Annotated in this window: 17 protein-coding genes and 1 tRNA gene; 9 read left to right on the top strand and 9 right to left on the bottom strand. The window is 68.2% G+C overall.

Going from position 1 to position 18,388, the window contains the following annotated elements; all coding sequences use genetic code 11:
- Window positions 1-5: 5 nt before the first annotated feature.
- Together dnaG and GYB83_RS19585 are read left to right on the top strand one after the other, a co-directional pair.
- The gene (dnaG, locus tag GYB83_RS19590; protein ID WP_161896984.1) at window positions 6-1,907 is read left to right on the top strand and encodes a DNA primase; all 1,902 of its coding nucleotides are present in this window, start codon (window positions 6-8) and stop codon (window positions 1,905-1,907) included.
- A gap of 94 nt (window positions 1,908-2,001) precedes the next feature.
- Window positions 2,002-4,050 carry an OPT family oligopeptide transporter gene (locus GYB83_RS19585; RefSeq protein ID WP_161896983.1) on the top strand — a complete coding sequence of 683 codons (2,049 nt, stop codon included), beginning with the start codon at window positions 2,002-2,004 and terminating at the stop codon, window positions 4,048-4,050.
- Between the two features lie 34 nt (window positions 4,051-4,084).
- On the opposite strand, the gene GYB83_RS19580 is transcribed toward GYB83_RS19585, so the two are convergent.
- On the bottom strand, window positions 4,085-4,813 hold the full coding sequence (locus GYB83_RS19580; RefSeq protein ID WP_228461635.1) for a hypothetical protein: 729 nt from the start codon (window positions 4,811-4,813) through the stop codon (window positions 4,085-4,087).
- An 88-nt stretch (window positions 4,814-4,901) separates the two neighbouring features.
- Between GYB83_RS19580 and GYB83_RS19575 the strand changes: the two genes are divergently transcribed.
- The 5 genes from GYB83_RS19575 (at window position 4,902) to GYB83_RS19555 (ending at window position 9,057) form a co-directional block, all read left to right on the top strand.
- Window positions 4,902-4,976, top strand: a tRNA-Ile gene (locus tag GYB83_RS19575).
- Between the two features lie 30 nt (window positions 4,977-5,006).
- On the top strand, window positions 5,007-6,179 hold the full coding sequence (locus GYB83_RS19570) for a sensor histidine kinase (RefSeq protein ID WP_161896982.1): 1,173 nt from the start codon (window positions 5,007-5,009) through the stop codon (window positions 6,177-6,179).
- Window positions 6,176-6,820 (top strand): response regulator transcription factor, encoded by a 645-nt coding sequence (locus tag GYB83_RS19565; protein WP_161896981.1) that lies wholly within the window; start codon window positions 6,176-6,178, stop codon window positions 6,818-6,820. The genes GYB83_RS19570 and GYB83_RS19565 overlap by 4 nt, the downstream gene beginning before the upstream one ends.
- 108 nt (window positions 6,821-6,928) lie before the next feature.
- Window positions 6,929-7,687 (top strand): ABC transporter ATP-binding protein, encoded by a 759-nt coding sequence (locus GYB83_RS19560; protein ID WP_161896980.1) that lies wholly within the window; start codon window positions 6,929-6,931, stop codon window positions 7,685-7,687.
- Entirely contained in the window at window positions 7,684-9,057 is a 1,374-nt protein-coding gene (locus GYB83_RS19555; RefSeq protein WP_161896979.1) for an ABC transporter permease, read from the top strand. The genes GYB83_RS19560 and GYB83_RS19555 overlap by 4 nt, the downstream gene beginning before the upstream one ends.
- An 83-nt stretch (window positions 9,058-9,140) precedes the next feature.
- Here GYB83_RS19555 and GYB83_RS19550 read toward each other — a convergent pair whose 3' ends face one another.
- The gene (locus tag GYB83_RS19550) at window positions 9,141-10,793 is read right to left on the bottom strand and encodes an MDR family MFS transporter (protein ID WP_161896978.1); all 1,653 of its coding nucleotides are present in this window, start codon (window positions 10,791-10,793) and stop codon (window positions 9,141-9,143) included.
- Window positions 10,790-11,380 (bottom strand): TetR/AcrR family transcriptional regulator, encoded by a 591-nt coding sequence (locus GYB83_RS19545; RefSeq protein ID WP_161896977.1) that lies wholly within the window; start codon window positions 11,378-11,380, stop codon window positions 10,790-10,792. The genes GYB83_RS19550 and GYB83_RS19545 overlap by 4 nt, the downstream gene beginning before the upstream one ends.
- 96 nt (window positions 11,381-11,476) lie before the next feature.
- Here GYB83_RS19545 and GYB83_RS19540 point away from each other — a divergent pair, with 96 nt between their 5' ends.
- Window positions 11,477-12,583, top strand: a complete 1,107-nt coding sequence (locus tag GYB83_RS19540; protein ID WP_161896976.1) for a flavin-containing monooxygenase — start codon at window positions 11,477-11,479, stop codon at window positions 12,581-12,583.
- Here GYB83_RS19540 and GYB83_RS19535 read toward each other — a convergent pair.
- The 4 genes from GYB83_RS19535 to GYB83_RS19520 form a co-directional block, all read right to left on the bottom strand.
- The gene (locus GYB83_RS19535; protein WP_161896975.1) at window positions 12,552-13,331 is read right to left on the bottom strand and encodes a thioesterase family protein; all 780 of its coding nucleotides are present in this window, start codon (window positions 13,329-13,331) and stop codon (window positions 12,552-12,554) included. The two genes, GYB83_RS19540 and GYB83_RS19535, sit on opposite strands and share 32 nt — an antisense overlap.
- 62 nt (window positions 13,332-13,393) lie before the next feature.
- Window positions 13,394-13,993 (bottom strand): TetR/AcrR family transcriptional regulator, encoded by a 600-nt coding sequence (locus tag GYB83_RS19530; RefSeq protein ID WP_161896974.1) that lies wholly within the window; start codon window positions 13,991-13,993, stop codon window positions 13,394-13,396.
- Window positions 13,994-14,039: 46 nt separating this feature from the next.
- Window positions 14,040-14,300: a metal-sensitive transcriptional regulator gene (locus GYB83_RS19525; RefSeq protein ID WP_161896973.1), complete on the bottom strand. Its 261-nt coding sequence runs from the start codon at window positions 14,298-14,300 to the stop codon at window positions 14,040-14,042.
- 4 nt (window positions 14,301-14,304) lie between these two features.
- Window positions 14,305-14,715, bottom strand: a complete 411-nt coding sequence (locus GYB83_RS19520; protein WP_161896972.1) for a DUF302 domain-containing protein — start codon at window positions 14,713-14,715, stop codon at window positions 14,305-14,307.
- Between the two features lie 115 nt (window positions 14,716-14,830).
- Between GYB83_RS19520 and GYB83_RS19515 the strand changes: the two genes are divergently transcribed.
- Window positions 14,831-16,990 carry an MMPL family transporter gene (locus GYB83_RS19515; RefSeq protein WP_161896971.1) on the top strand — a complete coding sequence of 720 codons (2,160 nt, stop codon included), beginning with the start codon at window positions 14,831-14,833 and terminating at the stop codon, window positions 16,988-16,990.
- Window positions 16,991-16,996: 6 nt separating this feature from the next.
- On the opposite strand, the gene GYB83_RS19510 is transcribed toward GYB83_RS19515, so the two are convergent.
- A complete protein-coding gene (locus GYB83_RS19510; RefSeq protein ID WP_161896970.1) occupies window positions 16,997-17,491 on the bottom strand; it encodes an FBP domain-containing protein in 495 nt (164 codons plus the stop codon).
- 151 nt (window positions 17,492-17,642) lie between these two features.
- Window positions 17,643-18,287 carry a TetR/AcrR family transcriptional regulator gene (locus GYB83_RS19505; protein ID WP_161896969.1) on the bottom strand — a complete coding sequence of 215 codons (645 nt, stop codon included), beginning with the start codon at window positions 18,285-18,287 and terminating at the stop codon, window positions 17,643-17,645.
- Window positions 18,288-18,388 lie beyond the last annotated feature (101 nt).

The raw sequence follows: 18,388 nt of genomic DNA, 5'->3' as shown, positions 1-18,388 counted from the left end.
CGGTCGTGGCAGGACGTATCCCCGATCGCGACATCACCGCGATCCGCGAGCAGACGCGGATAGAGGACGTCATCGGCGAATACGTCGCTCTTCGTCGGGCGGGCGCGGACAGCATGAAGGGTCTGTGCCCGTTCCACGACGAGAAGTCGCCGTCGTTCCACGTCCGGCCGAATCACGGTCACTTCCACTGCTTCGGCTGCGGCGAGGGCGGCGACGTCTACACGTTCCTCCAGAAGCAGGAGCACGTCAGCTTCGTCGAAGCCGTCGAGCAACTCGCCGACCGGATCGGCTACCGCATCGACTACCAGGGCGGCGGCACGACGATCACTCGAGACCGCGGCACCCGTGCGCGGCTCGTCGCGGCGAACGCCGCCGCCCAGCGCTACTACGCCGATCAGCTTCGCACCCCGGACGCCCAGACCGCGCGCGATTTCCTGACCGGCCGCGGATTCGACTCCGCGGCGGCCGAGAAGTTCGGCTGCGGCTACGCGCCCGCCGGGTGGGACACGATGACCAAGGCCCTGCAGGGGCAGGGTTTCGCGTTCTCCGAGCTCGAGGCCGCGGGCCTGTCCAAACAGGGCCGAAAGGGCCCCATCGACCGATTCCACCGCCGTCTGCTGTGGCCCATCCGCAATCTCGGCGGCGACGTCATCGGCTTCGGGGCCCGCAAGCTCTTCGACGACGACAACCTGGGCAAGTACATGAACACTCCCGAGACGATGCTGTACAAGAAGTCGCAGGTGCTGTTCGGGCTCGACCACGCGAAGAAGAACATCGCGAAGGCCCACCAGGTGGTGGTCGTCGAGGGGTACACCGACGTCATGGCGATGCACGCGGCAGGCGTCGAGACCGCGGTCGCGTCCTGTGGCACCGCGTTCGGCGAGGACCACCTGGCCTTGATCCGCCGCCTGATGATGGACGACTCGTACTTCCGCGGCGAGGTGATCTACACCTTCGACGGCGACGCCGCGGGTCAGGCGGCCGCACTCAAGGCCTTCGAGGGCGAGCAGGCGATCGCCGGGCAGACCTTCGTCGCCGTGGCCCCCGACGGCATGGATCCCTGCGAACTCCGCCAGGAGTCCGGTGACAGCGCGGTGCGCGACTTGATCGCCCGCCGCATCCCGATGTTCGAGTTCGCGATCAAGGCGTTGATCCGCAATCACGATCTGGACACCGCCGAGGGGCGGGTCGGCGCACTGCGCGACGCCGTGCCGGTGGTGTCGCGGATCCGCGACGTCGCCCTGCGCGACGAGTACGCCCGCCAACTCGCCGGGTGGGTCGGCTGGGACGACGTCGGCCAGGTGTTGGTCCGGGTGCGCGGCATGGCGCGCAAGGGCGGCGGCAAGCAGAAGGCGCGCGGCACGGCCGGTCGGACGAGGCCGGAGGCGTTGTCGACGCCGCCGACCGCGCGTCCGCTCCCGAACGACCCGCGCCTGTGGGCTCAGCGGGAGGCCCTCAAGTCGGCCATGCAGTATCCGGCGATCGCGGGCACCGTGTTCGACTCGTTGCCTGGCGAGTGCTTCAGCGACCCGTCGTATCGGCGGCTGCGGGAGGCTATCGCCGACGCCGGGGGAACGGCCAGCGGCCTCGGCGGAGCCACGTGGGTGGACGCCGTGATCCAGGCCGTCGACGACGCGGCGTTCAGTCCGCTGGTCACCGAACTGGCGGTGGAGCCGATGCCCGTCGAAGAGGACAAGGTGCCGCAGTACATCTCGAGCGTCCTCGCGCGCTCGCAGGAGGTGTGGGTCGGTTCGCAGATCGCCGACATCAAGTCGAAGCTGCGCCGCATGTCGCCCGGAGGCGACCCGGACGGCTACAACGCGCTGTTCGGCGACCTCGTCGCGCTGGAGGCGTACCGCCGGAGCCTGTTGGAGCAGGCGTTCGAACCGGGTGCGGACGCCGTCTGACATTGCGGACAATTGCGGGTCGTCGTGTGCGGCGTCCCACCGGGTTCTATCGTGAGACAACGTAATTCGTCGCCATCCGGGAGGACCCCACCACATGTCTGCGCCAAGCACGGACGCGCCACAAGCGCCATCGTCCGGTGTTCGCGAACTCACCGTCAGGGCGGTGATCCTCGGCGGCTTGATCACTCTGGTGTTCACCGCCGCGAACGTCTACCTCGGACTCAAGGTCGGTTTGACGTTCGCCACCGCCATCCCGGCGGCCGTCATCTCGATGGCGGTGCTGCGTTACTTCAAGCAGCACACCATCATGGAGAACAACATCGTCCAGACCATCGCGTCCGCCGCGGGCACGTTGTCGGCGATCGTGTTCGTCCTGCCCGGCCTGATCATGATCGGCTGGTGGTCCGGCTTCCCGTACTGGACGACCGTCGCCGTGTGCGCGATCGGCGGAGTCCTCGGCGTCATGTACTCGATTCCGTTGCGCCGCGCGCTCGTCACCGGGTCGGACCTGCCGTATCCCGAGGGGGTGGCCGCGGCCGAGGTCCTCAAGGTGGGGGAGGCGTCGGAGCGACACGGCGCGGACGGCGACGGAGTGGACCAGAATCGCGGCGGCATGCGCGCGATCGTCGTCGGTTCGCTCGGCGCGGCCTTCTTCCAGCTGCTGACCTCGCTCAAGCTGGTCGCCGCCGAGGCGTCCGCCGCGTTCAAGGTCGGCTCCGGCGCGACGATGGTCAGCGGCAGCCTGTCGCTCGCGCTCATCGGCGTCGGACATCTCGTCGGCATGGCCGTCGGTCTCGCGATGATCGTCGGACTGGTCATCTCGTTCTTCGTCATGCTGCCCATCCGCACGTGGGGATCGGGCCCGTCGGGTGATGAGACCCTCCTCGACTTCGTCGGCGGCGTGTTCTCGCACGAGGTCCGGCTCGTCGGTGCGGGCGCCATCGCCGTCGCCGCCATCTGGACGCTCGCGACAGTCATCGGCCCGATCATCAAGGGCATCATCGCCGCCATGGCGAGCGCGAAGGCGCGCAAGGCGGGCACCACCGTCGACGTGACCGAGCGGGACATCCCGATCCAGTGGGTCGGATTGACCGTCGTGCTCGCGATGATCCCCATCGGCTGGCTGCTGTGGGACTTCGCCGCCGACTCGCACATCTCCGACTCGCTGGCAGGCATCATCGCCGTCAGCATCGTCTTCGTGCTGATCATCGGTCTCGTGGTCGCCGCGGTCTGCGGTTACATGGCGGGTCTGATCGGTTCGTCGAACAGCCCGATCTCCGGTGTCGGCATCCTCGTGGTCCTGACGGCCGCGCTGCTGATCAAGGTGACCCACGGCCCGACCGACGACCCCAAGCAGGTCGAGGCGCTCATCGCCTACACGCTCTTCACGGCCGCCGTCGTGTTCGGCGTCGCGACCATCTCCAACGACAATCTGCAGGACCTGAAGACCGGCCAGCTGGTCGGGGCGACGCCGTGGAAACAGCAGGTCGCGCTGGTGATCGGCGTGTTGTTCGGGTCGGCGATCATCCCGCCGATCCTGAGCCTGATGAACAACGCGTTCGGCTTCGACGGTGCGACGAACGCGGACGGTGTCAAGGGGACGCTGTCGGCGCCCCAGGCGGGTCTCATGAAGACCCTCGCGACGGGCGTGTTCGGCGGCGACCTCAACTGGGCGCTCATCGGAGTCGGCGCGTTGATCGGTGTCGCCGTGATCGCCGTCGACGAGACCCTCAAGCGCACGACGTCGAAGTACCGACTGCCCCCGCTGGCCGTCGGCATGGGCATGTACCTGCCGATGTCGTTGACGTTGACGATTCCGCTCGGCGCGATCATCGGCATGTACTACGACAAGTGGGCGTCCCGGAGCGCGGCCGACGCCGACCGCCGCAAGAGGCTCGGTGTCCTCCTCGCGACCGGTCTGATCGTCGGCGAGAGCATCTACGGCGTCCTATTCGCGGGTGTCGTCGCCGCGACGAACGAGGAGGCTCCGCTGTCCATCGTCGGGGACGGCTACGGCGACAGTGCTCAGCTCGTCGGCATAGTGGTCTTCGTCGCCATCGTGTTCGGGGCGTACCGCTACACGCAGATCCGCTCGGAGCGCGACTACGCGAGCATGAGCGGCGGGCCGTCGTTGACGAAGTAGCGGAAGTCCGCGCAACCGAAGGACGCGCCCCAGGTCAGTCCGGGCACGCCCGGGTGACGCCGAACGACGGCAGAAAGAAGTAGGTGGTTCCACGGCGTCGTACCGTGCCGTAGACGGCGCAGACGACCACGCCGGAGCCGGTGTCGACGACGCCGCCGCGCACGCCGTTGGACGGGACGATGCTCAGCACCCGCTTCAGCCGGGAGACCGTCGCGTCGTAGACGGCGTCGGGGATCGGGGTGGCGCGAGCGTGGCGGCCGACGGCGTCGATGACGGTGTCGGTGAGTCCGCCGAGAGGCGAGCCGAGTCCGCCCCGCAACGACTCCAGGTTGAACCACGCGACGTGGACTCCGGACTTGTCTCCGAAGTCGGCGAACACGCCGACGGGCAGGAACCCGTACAGGATCTCGCCGCGTCGGACCGCGTTCACACTCATGTTGGCGACCGTCAGATTGCCGATGCCGGGAGTGTAGGGACCGGCCACGGCTCCGCCGACGGCGACCGGCAAGGTGAGGTCGAAGCTGAGTCCGACCGTCGGGGTGAACGTGGTGATGCCGAGCTGCCTGAGCAGTCGGTTGGCGCCTTCGACCCCGTCGACGGGGGTCGGCGCGGCTTGCGCGGAGATCGGATTGAGCGCCATGGCGGCGTCGATGGCCCGTGCACCGGGCGCGGTGATCGCGTCGGCGGCGCGTCCGACGATCTGGCTGGACTGCGACACGGCGGACGCCACACGGTCACGGCCACGAGCGACGATGGAAGGCACGCGCAAACGATACAACGAACATTGACATGTCGACTGGTGGGGCGACCAGTGTCACATCCGGTCGGAGGCGGTCGGTAGTCTCGTCTTCGCCCCGTTAGCCAAGTTGGTTAAGGCCCCGCTCTCATAAAGCGGTCATTCGTCGGTTCGAGCCCGACACGGGGCACTCCACGACGTCGCGGGAGGGGAGGGGCGCATGCGGGATCGGCTCGCCCCTGCCGTCCTCCGGCCGTCGGCGATGTTCTTCGACATCTGCATCGCGCTGATCGCGGGTGTCGTGGCGTTGGCGAACTACGACATGGGGACCACCTTCCATGTGGTCGACGCGATGATCTGCGCCGCTCTCGCCCTGCGACGGATCTCGCCGAGCGCCATGATGGTGCTCGCGGTCGGATCGGCGACGATTCAAGTCGCGGCGCTGCAGGTCTCGGCCCTGTCGTTGGCGTACACGGTGCTCTTCTACACCGTCGGAGGGCACCCGGACCGCAGGGTGCGCCGAGGGTCGTTGGCGGTCGCGCTCCTCGGGTCGGTGGTCGCCGGATTCACGATTCCGCGGGCCTTCCCCTCGGGCGTCGCCGATCCGGATCCCGACAATCTGCTGTGGGGTTCGCTGTTCGGGACGGCGGGCGCGGCGCTGTTCATCGTCGGCGGATGGGCGACGGGATTCATCGGCCATCAACGACGCAGCGTCGCGGCCGCCGAGGTGAGCGAGACGATCGCCGAGTTGGAACGTCGGCGCGTGCTCGACCTGTACGACGAGCAGACCGAACGGTCGAGGCTCGCCCGCGATATGCACGACGTGGTCGCGCACTCGCTCGCGGTCGTCGTCGCGCAGGCGGAGGGCGCCCGCTTCACGTTCGACGCGAATCCGGAGGCGGCGCGCGATGCGCTCGGCGTCATCGCCGACACCGCGCGGGAGGCGCTCGCCGACGTCCGGTCCGTCCTCGACGACCTGCGCAGCACGTCCACGGTCGGCGAGATCAGCCGGTCGGACCGGGACCAACTGTTCGCCCGCATGCGCGCGGCCGGCATGGCGATCGTGGCGACCGACGACGGCGACGTCGACGACGCCGGGCCGACGACCACTCGCACCGCGTTCGGCGTCCTCACCGAGGCGCTGACGAACGCTCTCAAATACGGTGATCTGAGCGTGCCGGTGACGGTCCATCACGATTGGACCTCGGGTTGTGTGCTCACGGTCCGCAACACCCTGTCCGACGACCCGCTCGCCCCGGGCGGTTCCCATCACGGAATAGTCGGCATGTCCGAACGGGCCGCCCACGCGGGCGGGTCGCTGTCGGCGGCACGCGACGGCGACGACTGGCTCGTCGTCCTGGACATCCCTCGCCAGGAAGGACTCGCGCGATGATCCGCGTCGCCCTCGTCGACGACCAGCCGCTCTTCCGCGGCGGGATCGCGATGATCCTCGAAAGCCAGCCCGACATCGAGGTGGTGGCGCAGGAGTCGTCGGCCCTCGACGTGCAGGAGATGGTGCTCAGGGACCGTCCGGACGTGATCTTGATGGACGTCCGGATGCCCGGTGTCGACGGCATCACGGCGACCGGGTCGCTCGTCCGGGAACTGGGCGACGCCGCTCCCAAGGTGCTGGTCCTGACGACGTTCGACGTCGACGAGGCCGCGGCGTCGGCCATCGAGGCCGGGGCGAGCGGGTTCGTGTTGAAGGACGCGCAGCCCGAGTTCCTTCTCGCATCGGTCCGCGCCGTGGCCGACGGGAGTCAGGTGGTCGCGGCGTCGGCCACGCGCGGTCTGTTCGAACGTCATCGGGCGAGGACCACGACCAGCCCTGGGCCGGAGTACGACGGCCTCACTCCGCGCGAACGGGAGATCCTCGTGCGGGCCGCGCAGGGGTTGTCGAACGCCGAGATCGCCGCCGCGGAGTTCCTCTCCGAGGCGACCGTCAAGACCCACATCTCGCGGATCCTCGCGAAACTCGGCCTTCGTGATCGGGTGCAGCTCGTGGTGTACGCCTACGAGCACGACCTGGTCTGAGACGGGCGTGTACATCGCAGGATGTACGCCGGGACCGTCTCGAGGACCACGCGGTTCCACTCCGCAGGCCGATGTGTCGCCCCTGGTCAGGGCCATACCGTCATATTCATGACGAATAACGACAACGCAGTGGCGGTCGCCATGCGCAACGTGTCCAGGACGTACGGCGATCCGGCCAACCCGATTCACGCGCTGCGGGACGTGAGCGTGGACATCCGACGTCGCGAGTTCACCGCGATCATGGGCCCGTCCGGGTCGGGCAAGTCGACGATGATGAACGTGATGGCCGGGCTCGACGAGGCCACGTCCGGCCAGATCTGGCTCGGGCGCAATCCGATCGTCGGCATCGGCGACACCGCGCGGACTATCCTGCGGCGCACCAACATCGGATTCATCTTCCAGTCGTTCAACCTGGTCCCGACCCTGACGGCCGACGAGAACATCCGGTTGCCGTTCGTGCTCGCCGGGCGCAGGCCCACGGCCGAGGAGGACGCGTGGATCGCGCACCTGGTGACCTCGCTCGGCATCAGAGAGCGACTGGGGCATCTGCCGTCCGAACTGTCCGGCGGGCAGCAGCAGCGCGTCGCGATCGTGCGTGCCCTCGCCGGACGTCCGACGATCATCCTCGCCGACGAGCCGACGGGAGCCCTGGACACCCGCACCAGCCGCGAGGTCCTCACGCTGCTCACGACGGCGGCGCGCGAGTACGGGCAGGGGATCGCGATGGTGACGCACGACCCGGTCGCCGCGTCGTACGCCGACCGGATCCTGGTGCTCGCCGACGGTCGGATCGTCGGCGAGTACCGGGGACTCGACCCGCGTCAGATCGCCGACCTGCTCATCAACCTGCAGGGAGCGGCGGCATGAGGGCCACGAGTTCCCGGCTGACGGTCGGATCCATGCGCGAGTTGTCGGCGATCGGCGTCGTGTGCGGGCTGAGTGCGATGTACTCGACGACGCTGGTCTGCGCGTCGAGCATCCTCGGGACGCTGTCGGAGTCGAAGGGCGGAAGCGCAGGGGTGGCGCTGGACATCGTGTCGTCGGTGTTCGTCCTGATCGCGCTGTTCGTCGCGGGCGTCGTCATCAGCAACGGCGTCGACACCGTCATCGCGGGACGACGCCGCGAGCTCAACCTGCTGCGCCTGGTCGGGGCGAGCAGCAAGCAGCTGCGCGGCAGCTTGGTCAACGCTGTCGCCAGGATCGCGATCGTCGGCTCCGCGGTCGGCGTGGTGATCGGCGTCCTCGCGACGTGGGCGACCCGGGCGGTGCTGGTGAACCGCGGCACCCTCGACGACCTCGACTATCACGTGTTCCCGCCGCTCATCGTCGTCGGGGCCCTCGCGGTGATCGCCACCGCGGTCGGCGCCACCCTGATCGGCACGCGGAGTGCGCTGTCGTCGTCGGCCGTCCGGTCGACGCGGGTGGTCCGGTCCTGGTTGCGGGATGTGGTCGGCGCTCTCGGCATCGCGGGCGGAGTGGTGCTGCTGGTCGGTGCCTGCTATCTGGGTGAACAGGGGAGCGTCGCGGGCTTCTTCGCGGCGTTCTTCGGTGCGGCGGTGCTCGGCGTCGGCGTCATGCTGAGCGCCGGACGGATCGTTCCCGCCCTCGTCAGTGCCGTCGGACGACTCGTCGGGCAGAGCCCGTCGGCCGTCATCGCCCGCAAGAACGCGGTGAGCGACCCGCAGCGCACCACTCGATCGACAATCGGTCTGCTGATCGGCGTCACCTTGGTCACGACAATCGCGAGCGGCATGCAGTCGTTGCGCGAATCGGTGTCGAGCTGGAACGACATGACGCCGGACGAGGTCAAGGAGGCCGATCAGATCCTGTCCGTCATGTCGTCGGTGTTGATCGCGATGATCGCGATCTCGGCGGTGATCGCGGCCGTCGGGTTCGTGTCGACGATGTCGTTGACGGTGATCGGGCGCACTCGCGAGATCGGGATGCTCCGTGCGATGGGATTCACCGCCAAGCAGATCCGGTCGATGATCACCCTCGAGTCGCTCGCGCTGACCGGGACCGCGGTGGCCTCGGGCCTCGTGCTCGGGATCGTGTTGGGCGCGGTGGGCGCGCAGTCGCTGATCGGCGGCATGACCGAGGGATTTCCGATCGGACTTCCGCTTCCGGCGTTGATCGCGATCATCGTGGGCACGGTGGCCCTGGTCGTCGTCGCGTCGCTGCCCCCGAGCCGTCGAGCGGTCGCCATCGCCCCCGTGGACGCGCTCGCGGTGGCCTGACGCTTTACGGGGATCGGTACGACGATCGAGGTCCGCTGACATATCGTCAGCGGACCTCGACGTGTGAACCGATGTTCGCGGCGTCAGACGTCGACGCCCGCGCGTTCCCTGGTCTCGACGTCGGCGCGGGCCGGGACGTCGAACGGTTCGGGGAGCACCTGGCCTTCGCCGACTCCTTCTATCTCGGCGACGTCGCGCACCTTGGTGGAGAGGGGCTTCTCGTCCACGAACAGCAGGACGATCAGCGCGGCGACGGCGAGCGGCACGAAGAACAGGAAGATCGGCAGCAGCGCCTCGTTGTACGACTCGATGATCGGGATGCGGATCTGTTCGGGCATCGCGTTCACCGCGGCCGGCGTCAGATCGTTGCGCCCGCTCGATCCGCCTGCCGACGAACCGGCCAATCGCTGACTGAGCAGGTCGACCAGACGGGAGGCGAAGATCGAACCGACGATCGCCGAGCCCAGCGTGGCTCCGACCTGGCGGAAGTAGTTGTTCGCCGCCGTCGCGGTGCCGACCAGCGCACCGGGGAACTCGTTCTGCACGATCAGGGTCAGGACCTGCATCGCCAGGCCGAGTCCGATGCCGAACACCGCCAGGTAGACGCACATCTGCCAGGTCGGGGTGTCGATCGACATGGTCGACAGCAGGGCGAGCGCGACACCGATGATCACCGATCCGATGAGCGGGAACCTCTTGTAGCGACCTGTGCGCGAGATGACCTGTCCGGACGCGATCGACGTGACGAGCAGACCGCCCATCATCGGGATCATGTAGAGGCCTGCGACCGTCGCGTCGACGCCGGTCACCATCTGGATGTAGGTCGGCATGTAGCCGAGTGCGCCGAACATCGTGATGCCGACGAGCAGCGCGGCGATCGTGACGAGCGTGAAGTTGCGGTTGGCGAACAGGTGCATCGGGATGATCGGCATCTGGGCGCGCTTCTCGACGGCGACGAAGACGACGGCGAGAACGAGGGCCGCGATGCCGAGGCCGATGATCTGCGGGCTCATCCAGTCGTAGGTGTGGCCGCCCCAGGTGCACATCAGCACCAGCGCCGTGGTCGCACCCGCGACGAGGGCCATGCCCGCGTAGTCGAGCTTGGGGCGCCGATCGTGCTGAGGCTTGGGGAGACGCATGAAGACGACGGTCGCGGCGATCGCGAGCAGACCGAGGGGGATGTTCAGCCAGAAGGCCCAGCGCCAGCCGGGGCCCTCGGTGAGCCAGCCGCCCAGGAGCGGACCGGCGACGGAGGCCACGGCGAAGACGGCGCCCATGAAGCCCATGTAGCGACCACGTTCGCGCGGGGAGACGACGTCGGCGATCGCGGCCTGCGACAGGATCATCAGTCCGCCGCCGCCGAGGCCCTGGATCACGCGTCCGACGATCAGCCAGACGATGTCCCCCGCGAGGGCTCCGACGATCGAGCCCACGATGAACAGGGCGATCGCGGTGAGGATGACGGGTTTGCGGCCGAGCAGGTCGCTGATCCGGCCGTAGACGGGCATCACGATCGTGCTGGCGAGGATGTACGACGTGATGACCCACGTCATCTGGTCGACGCCGTGCAGTTCGCCGACGATCGTCGGGAGCGCCGTGGACAGGACGGTCTGGTTCAGTGCCGCGAGCAGCATGGTGATCATCAGGCCGATGAACAGCAGCAGGATGTTCTTCTGGGACATCCCGCCGCCTGAGCCTGTCTGCTGGTCGGTGCGGTCGGGGACTGCAGTGCTCATGTGAGGTCCTTCAGGGTGGTTCGGAAGAGATCGACGGCGGCGGCGACAGTGGGCGAGTCGGGGTCGTCGACGATGTCGGGATCGAGTGTGTAGGCATAGCGGAGGACGGCCGCGCCGACCATGACGAGCGCGGTGGCGCGGGCCGCGTCGGCCTCGTCGTAGTGCTCGGTCAGCGAGGCGATGAGGAGTTCCTGCGCGGCGAGGTGATGCTGACCGCCTCGTGCTCGCAGTTCGGGGATCGTCTTGATCAACGCGCGCCGGGCCGACTGGTCCGCGGTCACGTGCCAGATGCTGGTCACCACCGTGTGGACGATGCGGGTCGCCTTGGTCAACGTGTCGGGACCGTCGAGGAGTCCGTCGAGTGCCTCGACCGGAACCGATGCGGGTCCGGCGCCGAGCACGGCGTCCTCCTTGGTCGGGAAGTAGTTGAAGAAGGTGCGTCTCGACACGCCCGCACGGTCGGCGATGGCGGTGACGGTGGCCGCGGTGAACCCTTCGTCGCGGACAAGGGCGAACGCCGCATCGTGAATACGTTGCAGCGTGTCGACTCGTTGTCGTTCGCGAAGTCCTCCGTGTGTTTTTTGCACTAGTGCATCATTGCATAGGTGCAACTATTGCACCAGTGAATGTGATGCGGGGAACGGTGGGGAATGGCGGACGCGCTCCGGGGCGTTGACGCGGATATGAGCGACGTCCAGGTGCCCCACCGCAGGGTGATCGTGATCGGTGCAGGCCAGGCCGGGTTGTCGGCCGCACACTTCCTCGCGAGGTCCGGCCTCGTCGCGGGCGTCGACTTCGAGGTGTTCGACGCCAACCCGACGCCGGGCGGCGCGTGGAGTCATCGATGGGACGCGTTGACCTTCGGTCTCGTCAACGGTCTGCACGACCTGCCTGGGTCGTCGCTCGGCCCGGCGGACCCGCACGAATCCGCGCGCGAGGTGGTCAAGCGGTACTACGGCCGTTATGAAGACGAACAGGGCCTCGCCGTCGAACGGCCGTGGCGGGTGCGGTCGGTCACGCCGTCGGCGGAGTCGTCGGCGCGATTCGAGGTGACCGTCGAGCATCCCGACGGTCGTACGCGGGTGTTCCGGGCCGGCGCGGTGATCTCCGGAACCGGAACGTGGGATCACCCCTACGTGCCGTGGTATCCGGGCGCGTTCGGCGGCCGCCAGCTCACCACGCGCGACTTCACCGAGCCCGAGGACTTCGTCGGCAAGCGCGTCCTGGTGGTCGGGGGAGGGATCTCCGCGGTCCAATTCCTGCAGCTGCTCGACGACGCGGGCGTCTCGACCGTGTGGTCCACGCGCACGCCGCCGCGCTGGCACGACGGCCCGTTCGATCCGATGTGGGGTCTGGACGTGGAGAACCGCGTCGCCGCCCGCACGCGCGCGGGCCTGCGCCCGTTGAGCGTCGTCGCGGCGACCGGACTTCGTCTGACGCCCGAGCTGCGCGGCGCCGTCGACCGGGGACTGCTCGTCTCCCGTGGCCCGATCGAGGCCCTGACCGACGACGGCGTCGACTTCGCCGACGGCTCGCACGAGTCGGTCGACGTGATCCTGTGGGCCACGGGCTTCCGCGCGGCACTGAGTCACCTCGCGCCGTTGGGGATTCGGGATCGGGCCGGAGGCGTGCTGATGGCCGACGACGATGTCAGTGTCGTCGTGGCGCCGGGCTTGTTCCTCGTCGGCTACGGGCGGAGCGCGTCGACGTTGGGTGCGACGAGGGCGGGTCGTCGTGCGGCGCGTGCCGCGATCGCCGCTACCGAGGACGCAATGTCAGCGACTGGTTGAGCGCGCCGAAGGGGCCGTCCTCGTCGTGCAGGACGCTGGAGGTGAGCCCGACGCCGGTCGGCCCGAACGACACCGACGTGTCGAAGCCGACCCACTCCCCGCGGGGTTCGCGGAACAGGTGGGCGGTCAGGTCGAGGTTCGGATAGGCGAGTCGTGCGGGATCGATGCGTGTGGACATGCCGTTGGCGATGTCGAACACGCGGGCGGCGTGCGCGAGGGGACTCACGGGCTCGTCGTCGACCAGCGGATGCGGTGATCGGACCCAGAACGATCCTCGGCCCGGCTCCCGAAGAAGCCGCCTGACTTCGGCCGATGCGATGTATCCGCCCGCCCATTCGCGGGTCGGGTCCCAGGCCTCGTGGTCGCTGACCGGCGGGATCGGATCGAATCCGGTGCCTGCCACTGTGCCCGTGTCGGCCGGTGTGGTGAACCATGCGCGGAGTCGGACGATGGCGCGTCCGCCGTAGGAGAGCGTTCCTTCGACGAGTTCGATCGTCCGGCCCGCGCGGGTCACCTCGGCGGTGAGGTCGACGTCGCCGATCGGCATGATCCCGAGGATGTCGAACGAGAGCCGGCTGATGACGAGGTCTCCGCGGCGTCGCCGATGGTCGACCTCCACGACGTGCGTCAGGAGGCCGAGAGGTGCGGCGATGTGCTGCTCGTCGAGTGACCACGCGCCCTGCACATGCCGTGTCGCGCGATAGCGTCCGTCGCCGAGTGCGTGGAAATAGGGCTCGATGGTCGTCATGCAGCCGAGCCTATCGATGTACGGAACGATTTATCAACCACAGGGTCGAAAAAACGTCCGCGCTATCGAAAAAGGCGAAGGGCCGCGTCGACGACGGCGTCGCGCTTGCGGCGATCGGTGTCCGAATCGGGATCCAGCCACAGTGAGGCGTGATTGAGCATCCCGTGTAGGCAGTGCAGAGCGACCGCGGCGTCGGGTGGAGTGAACTCGCCGCTCGCGACGCCCGCGTCGACCACGTCGCGGAAGATCGCGTCGTGGGCGCGCCTCATCGTCTTGATCGCCGCCGCGTGATCGGGCGGCCAGGGGGCGGGGAAGGAGAAGATCGCTCCGACCTCCGGGTAGTCGACCGTGAGGATCTCGAGCTGGGTGTCGACGAGTACCGTGAATCGGGCGGTCGCCGAGTGATCCGAGACGGGTTCGAGTGCGGCGGTCAGTCGTGCGACGACGTCGACGGTGAGCGCGGCGAGCGCCTCGCTGACGAGCTGGTCCTTGCTGGGGAAGTAGTAGTACAGGCTCGCCTTGGCGATGTCGGCCCGTTCGGCGACGTCCTCGAACCGCATGCCGTGATATCCGTGAGCCGACAGGAGAGCGAGGGCGGCACGGATCATCTCGGCCTTGCGGCGGTCGCGGCGACGCGATGCGCGTTCGGTCGGTGTGCTCACGTGGACAACGGTGACACATCGGCGCGTCGTCCGGCGAACGTCCGGATCATGCGAACGACAGGAACAGGCGTTCCAGCTTCTGCTTGTCGACGTTCTCGGGCCCCTCGGTGATCAGGCAGTTCTCCAGGCCCGTCGCGACCAGGGCGTATCCGCTCCGCCGCAACGCCTTGTCCACTGCTGACAGCTGAGTCAGCACGTCTTCGCATTCCGCACCGTCTTCGAGCATCCGGATGACGGTGGCGAGGTGGCCGTGTGCACGACGCAGGCGGGTCAGGATCGGCTTCACGTCGTCGTCTGGGAGTTGCACGGCGTCACTTCCCTTCGGTTGTCGGTGCGATGGCGGCGAGGACGCCGTTCAGCCGCGTCTTCGCATCCGCGGTGATCGGGCCGAGTTCGGCCGCGCCGGTGAACTCCTCCATCAGGGCCGGGTCCATGATCTCGACGAACGACGCGTCCGGACCCGATGCCGAGACGACGACATTGCACGGCATCAGTGCGGCGACTCGGGGATCGACCGAGAGCGCCGCGTGGGCCAGCTGTGGCCTGCAGGCGCCGAGGATGATCTTCGGCTCCACGTCGACGTCGAGTTTGGTCTTCAACGTCGCCTTGACGTCGATCTCGGTCAGGATGCCGAAACCGGCGTCGGCGAGGGCTGCGCGGACGAGTTCGACGGCGCGCTCATACGGCGCGTCGACGGTGGTCGTCATCGTGAAATCGGTCATGGTCCTGCTCCTCTGTGGTCGTCGGTGAAGGTGACACCAGTATTGCATAACCCCCTAGGGGGATGCTAGCTTCGGCCTCGAATAACCCCCTGGGGGGATAACGAGGAGGAGAAGGATGACAACGACCGACAACAACACGAGATCCGGAGCGGATCCGACCGCCGGGCGCGGGGACGGGCCGCTCGGACGACTCGGACGCTGGGTCGCCGCGCACGGACGTATCGTCACGGTCGCCTGGCTGCTGGTGATCGTGGTGCTCGGAGCGTTCGCCCCGATGGTGGAGAAGAACCTCTCCGGTGCGGGCTGGCAGGCGAACGGATCGGAATCGGTTCGGGTCAGGGAACTCGCCGTCGAGCATTTCGGCGGTGACGCGTCGTCCGCGATCCAGGTGGTCGTGCATTCGGACACGCCGCTGACCGACGAGACCGGCCGACACGTCATCCGGGAGATCGTCCACCGCCTGCACGCCGACTCTCGGATCGGCGAGGTGATCCCGCCGCAGCCGGGCGCCACGCTCTCGGCGGACGGCCGCACCGCGATCGTGATCGGCGGCGCCGGGGCGAGCACCGACGACATGGTGCGTGCGGCGACGGATCTGACTCCCGATCTGCAAGCTCTGTCGACCGACCGGATCACGGTCGCCCCGACGGGCGCGTCCGTCCTGTGGTCCGACTTCAATGCGGCGAACCTCGAGGCGATGCTCACGTCGGAGATGATCTCGTGGCCGGTCACCCTGCTGATCCTGGTGATCGCCTTCGGCGCCGTGGTCGCGGCCGGGCTCCCGCTGCTCCTCACGCTGGCCGGACTCGTGTCGGCGGCGGGAGTGCTGGTGCTCGTGAACTTCGTCGTCCCGGTGTCGATCTGGGCGATGAACTTCGCGATGATGTTCGCTCTTGCGCTCGGCATCGACTACGCGCTCTTCCTCGTGGTCCGCTTCCGCGCGGCCATGTCGTCCGGATCGGGGAGCACGGCGGACGCCATCGCCCGGACGATGGACACCGCGGGAAAGGCGGTCCTGCTGTCGGGAGTCACGGTGCTGGTGTCCCTGTCGGCGGTCATGCTGGTCCCGTCGCCGTCGTTCCGATCGATGGCCGCAGGGGTCATGATCTCGGTCGTCTTCGTCCTCGCGGCGACGCTGACCCTGCTGCCCGTCGTCCTCGTCGGACTCGGGCGGCGGGTCGACAAGTTGGCGCTGCCGTGGGCCCGACTGGACCGGCATCGGTCGCCCGCCTTCGAACGCTGGGCGGAGCGGTTGTGGCGCCATCCGCTGCGGTGGGGTGGTGCGGCCCTCGCTCTGCTGACGCTGCTTGCGGTGCCGATGCTGTCGCTGACAACGGCGATGCCGTCGATCAAGGTCCTGCCCGAGGACGCCAGTGCTCGCCAGGGCTACGACCTCGTGCAGGAGGCGTTCGGTCCGGGAGCTCCGGGCATGCTCGCGGTGATCGCACCGGACTCCGACGCTCGCGCGGTGTCGATGGTGCTGTCGGCGGATCCGGGAGTCCATGCGGTGATGCCCGCGATGCCGTCGACCGATCACAGCGGTCTGACGCTGGTGCAGGCGATGCCCGCGGTCGACCCGTCGTCGTCCGAGCTCGCGGCGATCGTCGACCGGTTGCGCGACGAGCTTCCGGAGTCCGCGCTGGTCGGTGGCGCCGCCGTGGAGAACCTAGATCTCGCCGATCAGCTCGACTCCAGCCTGCCGCTCGTCATCGGCGTCATCCTCGTCCTCGGTTTCCTCGTCCTGCTGGTGGCGTTGCAGGCTCCGGTGATCGCGTTGCTCGGCACTCTCGTGAGCCTGCTGTCGACGGCTGCCGCATTCGGCGTCGCGACGCTCGTCTTCCAGGACGGCATCGGTGCGGCGCTGTTCGGATTCGAGTCGCAAGGCTTCCTCGATGCGTGGGCTCCGGTGTTCTTCTTCGCGATGATCTTCGCGATCGCGATGGACTACACGGTGTTCCTGTTGGCGTCGGCGAAGGAACAGTGGGAGGCGACCGGGTCGGTCCGTGATGCGATGATCGAGTCGCTCGCCAGATCGGGCCGTGTGATCTTCGCCGCGGGCGCGGTGATGGTCGCGGTGTTCTTCACCTTCTCGCTGTCCGGGCCGCTCCCGCCGAAGGAGATGGGCGTCGTCCTGGGCTCGGCGGTGCTGCTCGACGCGTTCGTGGTGCGCCTGGTTCTGCTTCCCGTGATCCTTCGCCTGACGGGCCGCGCGGCGTGGTGGTCGCCGCGCGGCCTGCGTCGGGTGCTCCCGACGATCACGTTCGCACACGATTGACCGAGGTCAGTCCTCGGTCGACAGCACCTCGGTGACGAACGACTCGACGCGCCGCGCCATCTCCGCGACCTGGGTGGCGCGGATCGCGTCGAGGTCGGTGCCCTTGTGATAGGCGGGAGGAAGTTTGCGGGCGTGCTTCGAACAGCCGAACCCCTCGCACACCAGGGCCCCGATGGTGTCGCCGCGTCGGCCGCGCGAACCCGTTCGGCGGGCGGTGTACAGGACCGCGTCCTGACTGAGGTCGACGTCCCGGCACCAGGCGCACATGGCGCGGCGGGACGGCTTGGCCTCGGCGCGGGTCAGGATCAGCGCGATCGGCTCGTCGTCGATCTCGATGACGATGTACGCACGGCGCGGGATCTTGCGGTCCCGCCAGCCGTAGAACTCGAGGCGGGAGAAGTCGACGTCGTCGAAGTCGAGGGGGAAGGTCACTCGGGTGAGTTCGCTCTTGGTGGTCCCGCGGAACGCGGACAGGATCTGCTTCTGGGTGAGTGCGCGCATGGCTGCGCCTTTCGTGCGGAGTTGATGAGGGTAGCGGTCACCGGCCGACCGGAGTGGATCGGCTTCGGGGCGCGGTCATCTCGACGCGGCGCTGAACGCGCCGGAGTCCTCCTGCACTCGAAAGGTCACGACGTTCAGGGTAGGCGCGGGCTCACGGTCGCGGCAACCGCGATTCGCCGTCTCCCGAACCGCGTTTCGCGTCCGCGGCGAGAAATGACTCCACCAGGGCGTGCAGGGCGTCGTGCACCAGTTCACGATCGCTCTCCGGGGATGGCCGGGCCTGTCGGTGGAGGGCGAGACCGTCGAGCGTGGCGACGACGAGACGCGCGCGTGCCGCGGTGTTCGCGATCCCGAGCTTTCCGAGCGCGAACTCCGCGCTGCGTTCGGTAGCGTCCATCAGCTGGTGCGCGGTCGCCCGCAGCTCGGGTCGGCGCGCCGATTCCAGGTACATCTCGAACTGCGCTGCGACATCCCGCTGGGGTGTCGCCACGAGCAGGTCGACGAGTCTGTCGATGGTGTCGTCGAGGTTCAGCCCGGCCCCGGTGAGCGACTCGATGCGCTCCTCCACGCGCGCCTCGGCGCGATCGGCCACCACCTGGAAGGCGGCGGCCATCAAGTCGTCGATCGACGTGAAGAAGTAGCTCGTGGTGGACAGCGGCACCCCCGCACGGGTGGCGACGGCCCGGTGCGTGGCTCCGGCGATCCCCTTCTCGGCGACCACGTCGATCGCCGCCTGCAGCAGCGCGGCGCGTTTGGCCTGGCCGCTGGCTCGATGCGTGGCGGGTCGGATCGGCATGGGGCGATGTTAGCAAAGGTCTCTGGACAAACGTCCGAACTCTGTGTCAGAGTCTGGACAAATATCCGAACTATGTCGTGGGTCACCTCTCGCGGCAGTGA

The sequence above is a fragment of the Gordonia spumicola genome, from assembly GCF_009932475.1.
Classification (GTDB): domain Bacteria; phylum Actinomycetota; class Actinomycetes; order Mycobacteriales; family Mycobacteriaceae; genus Gordonia; species Gordonia spumicola.
This window is presented reverse-complemented; position numbering and strand designations above follow the sequence as displayed.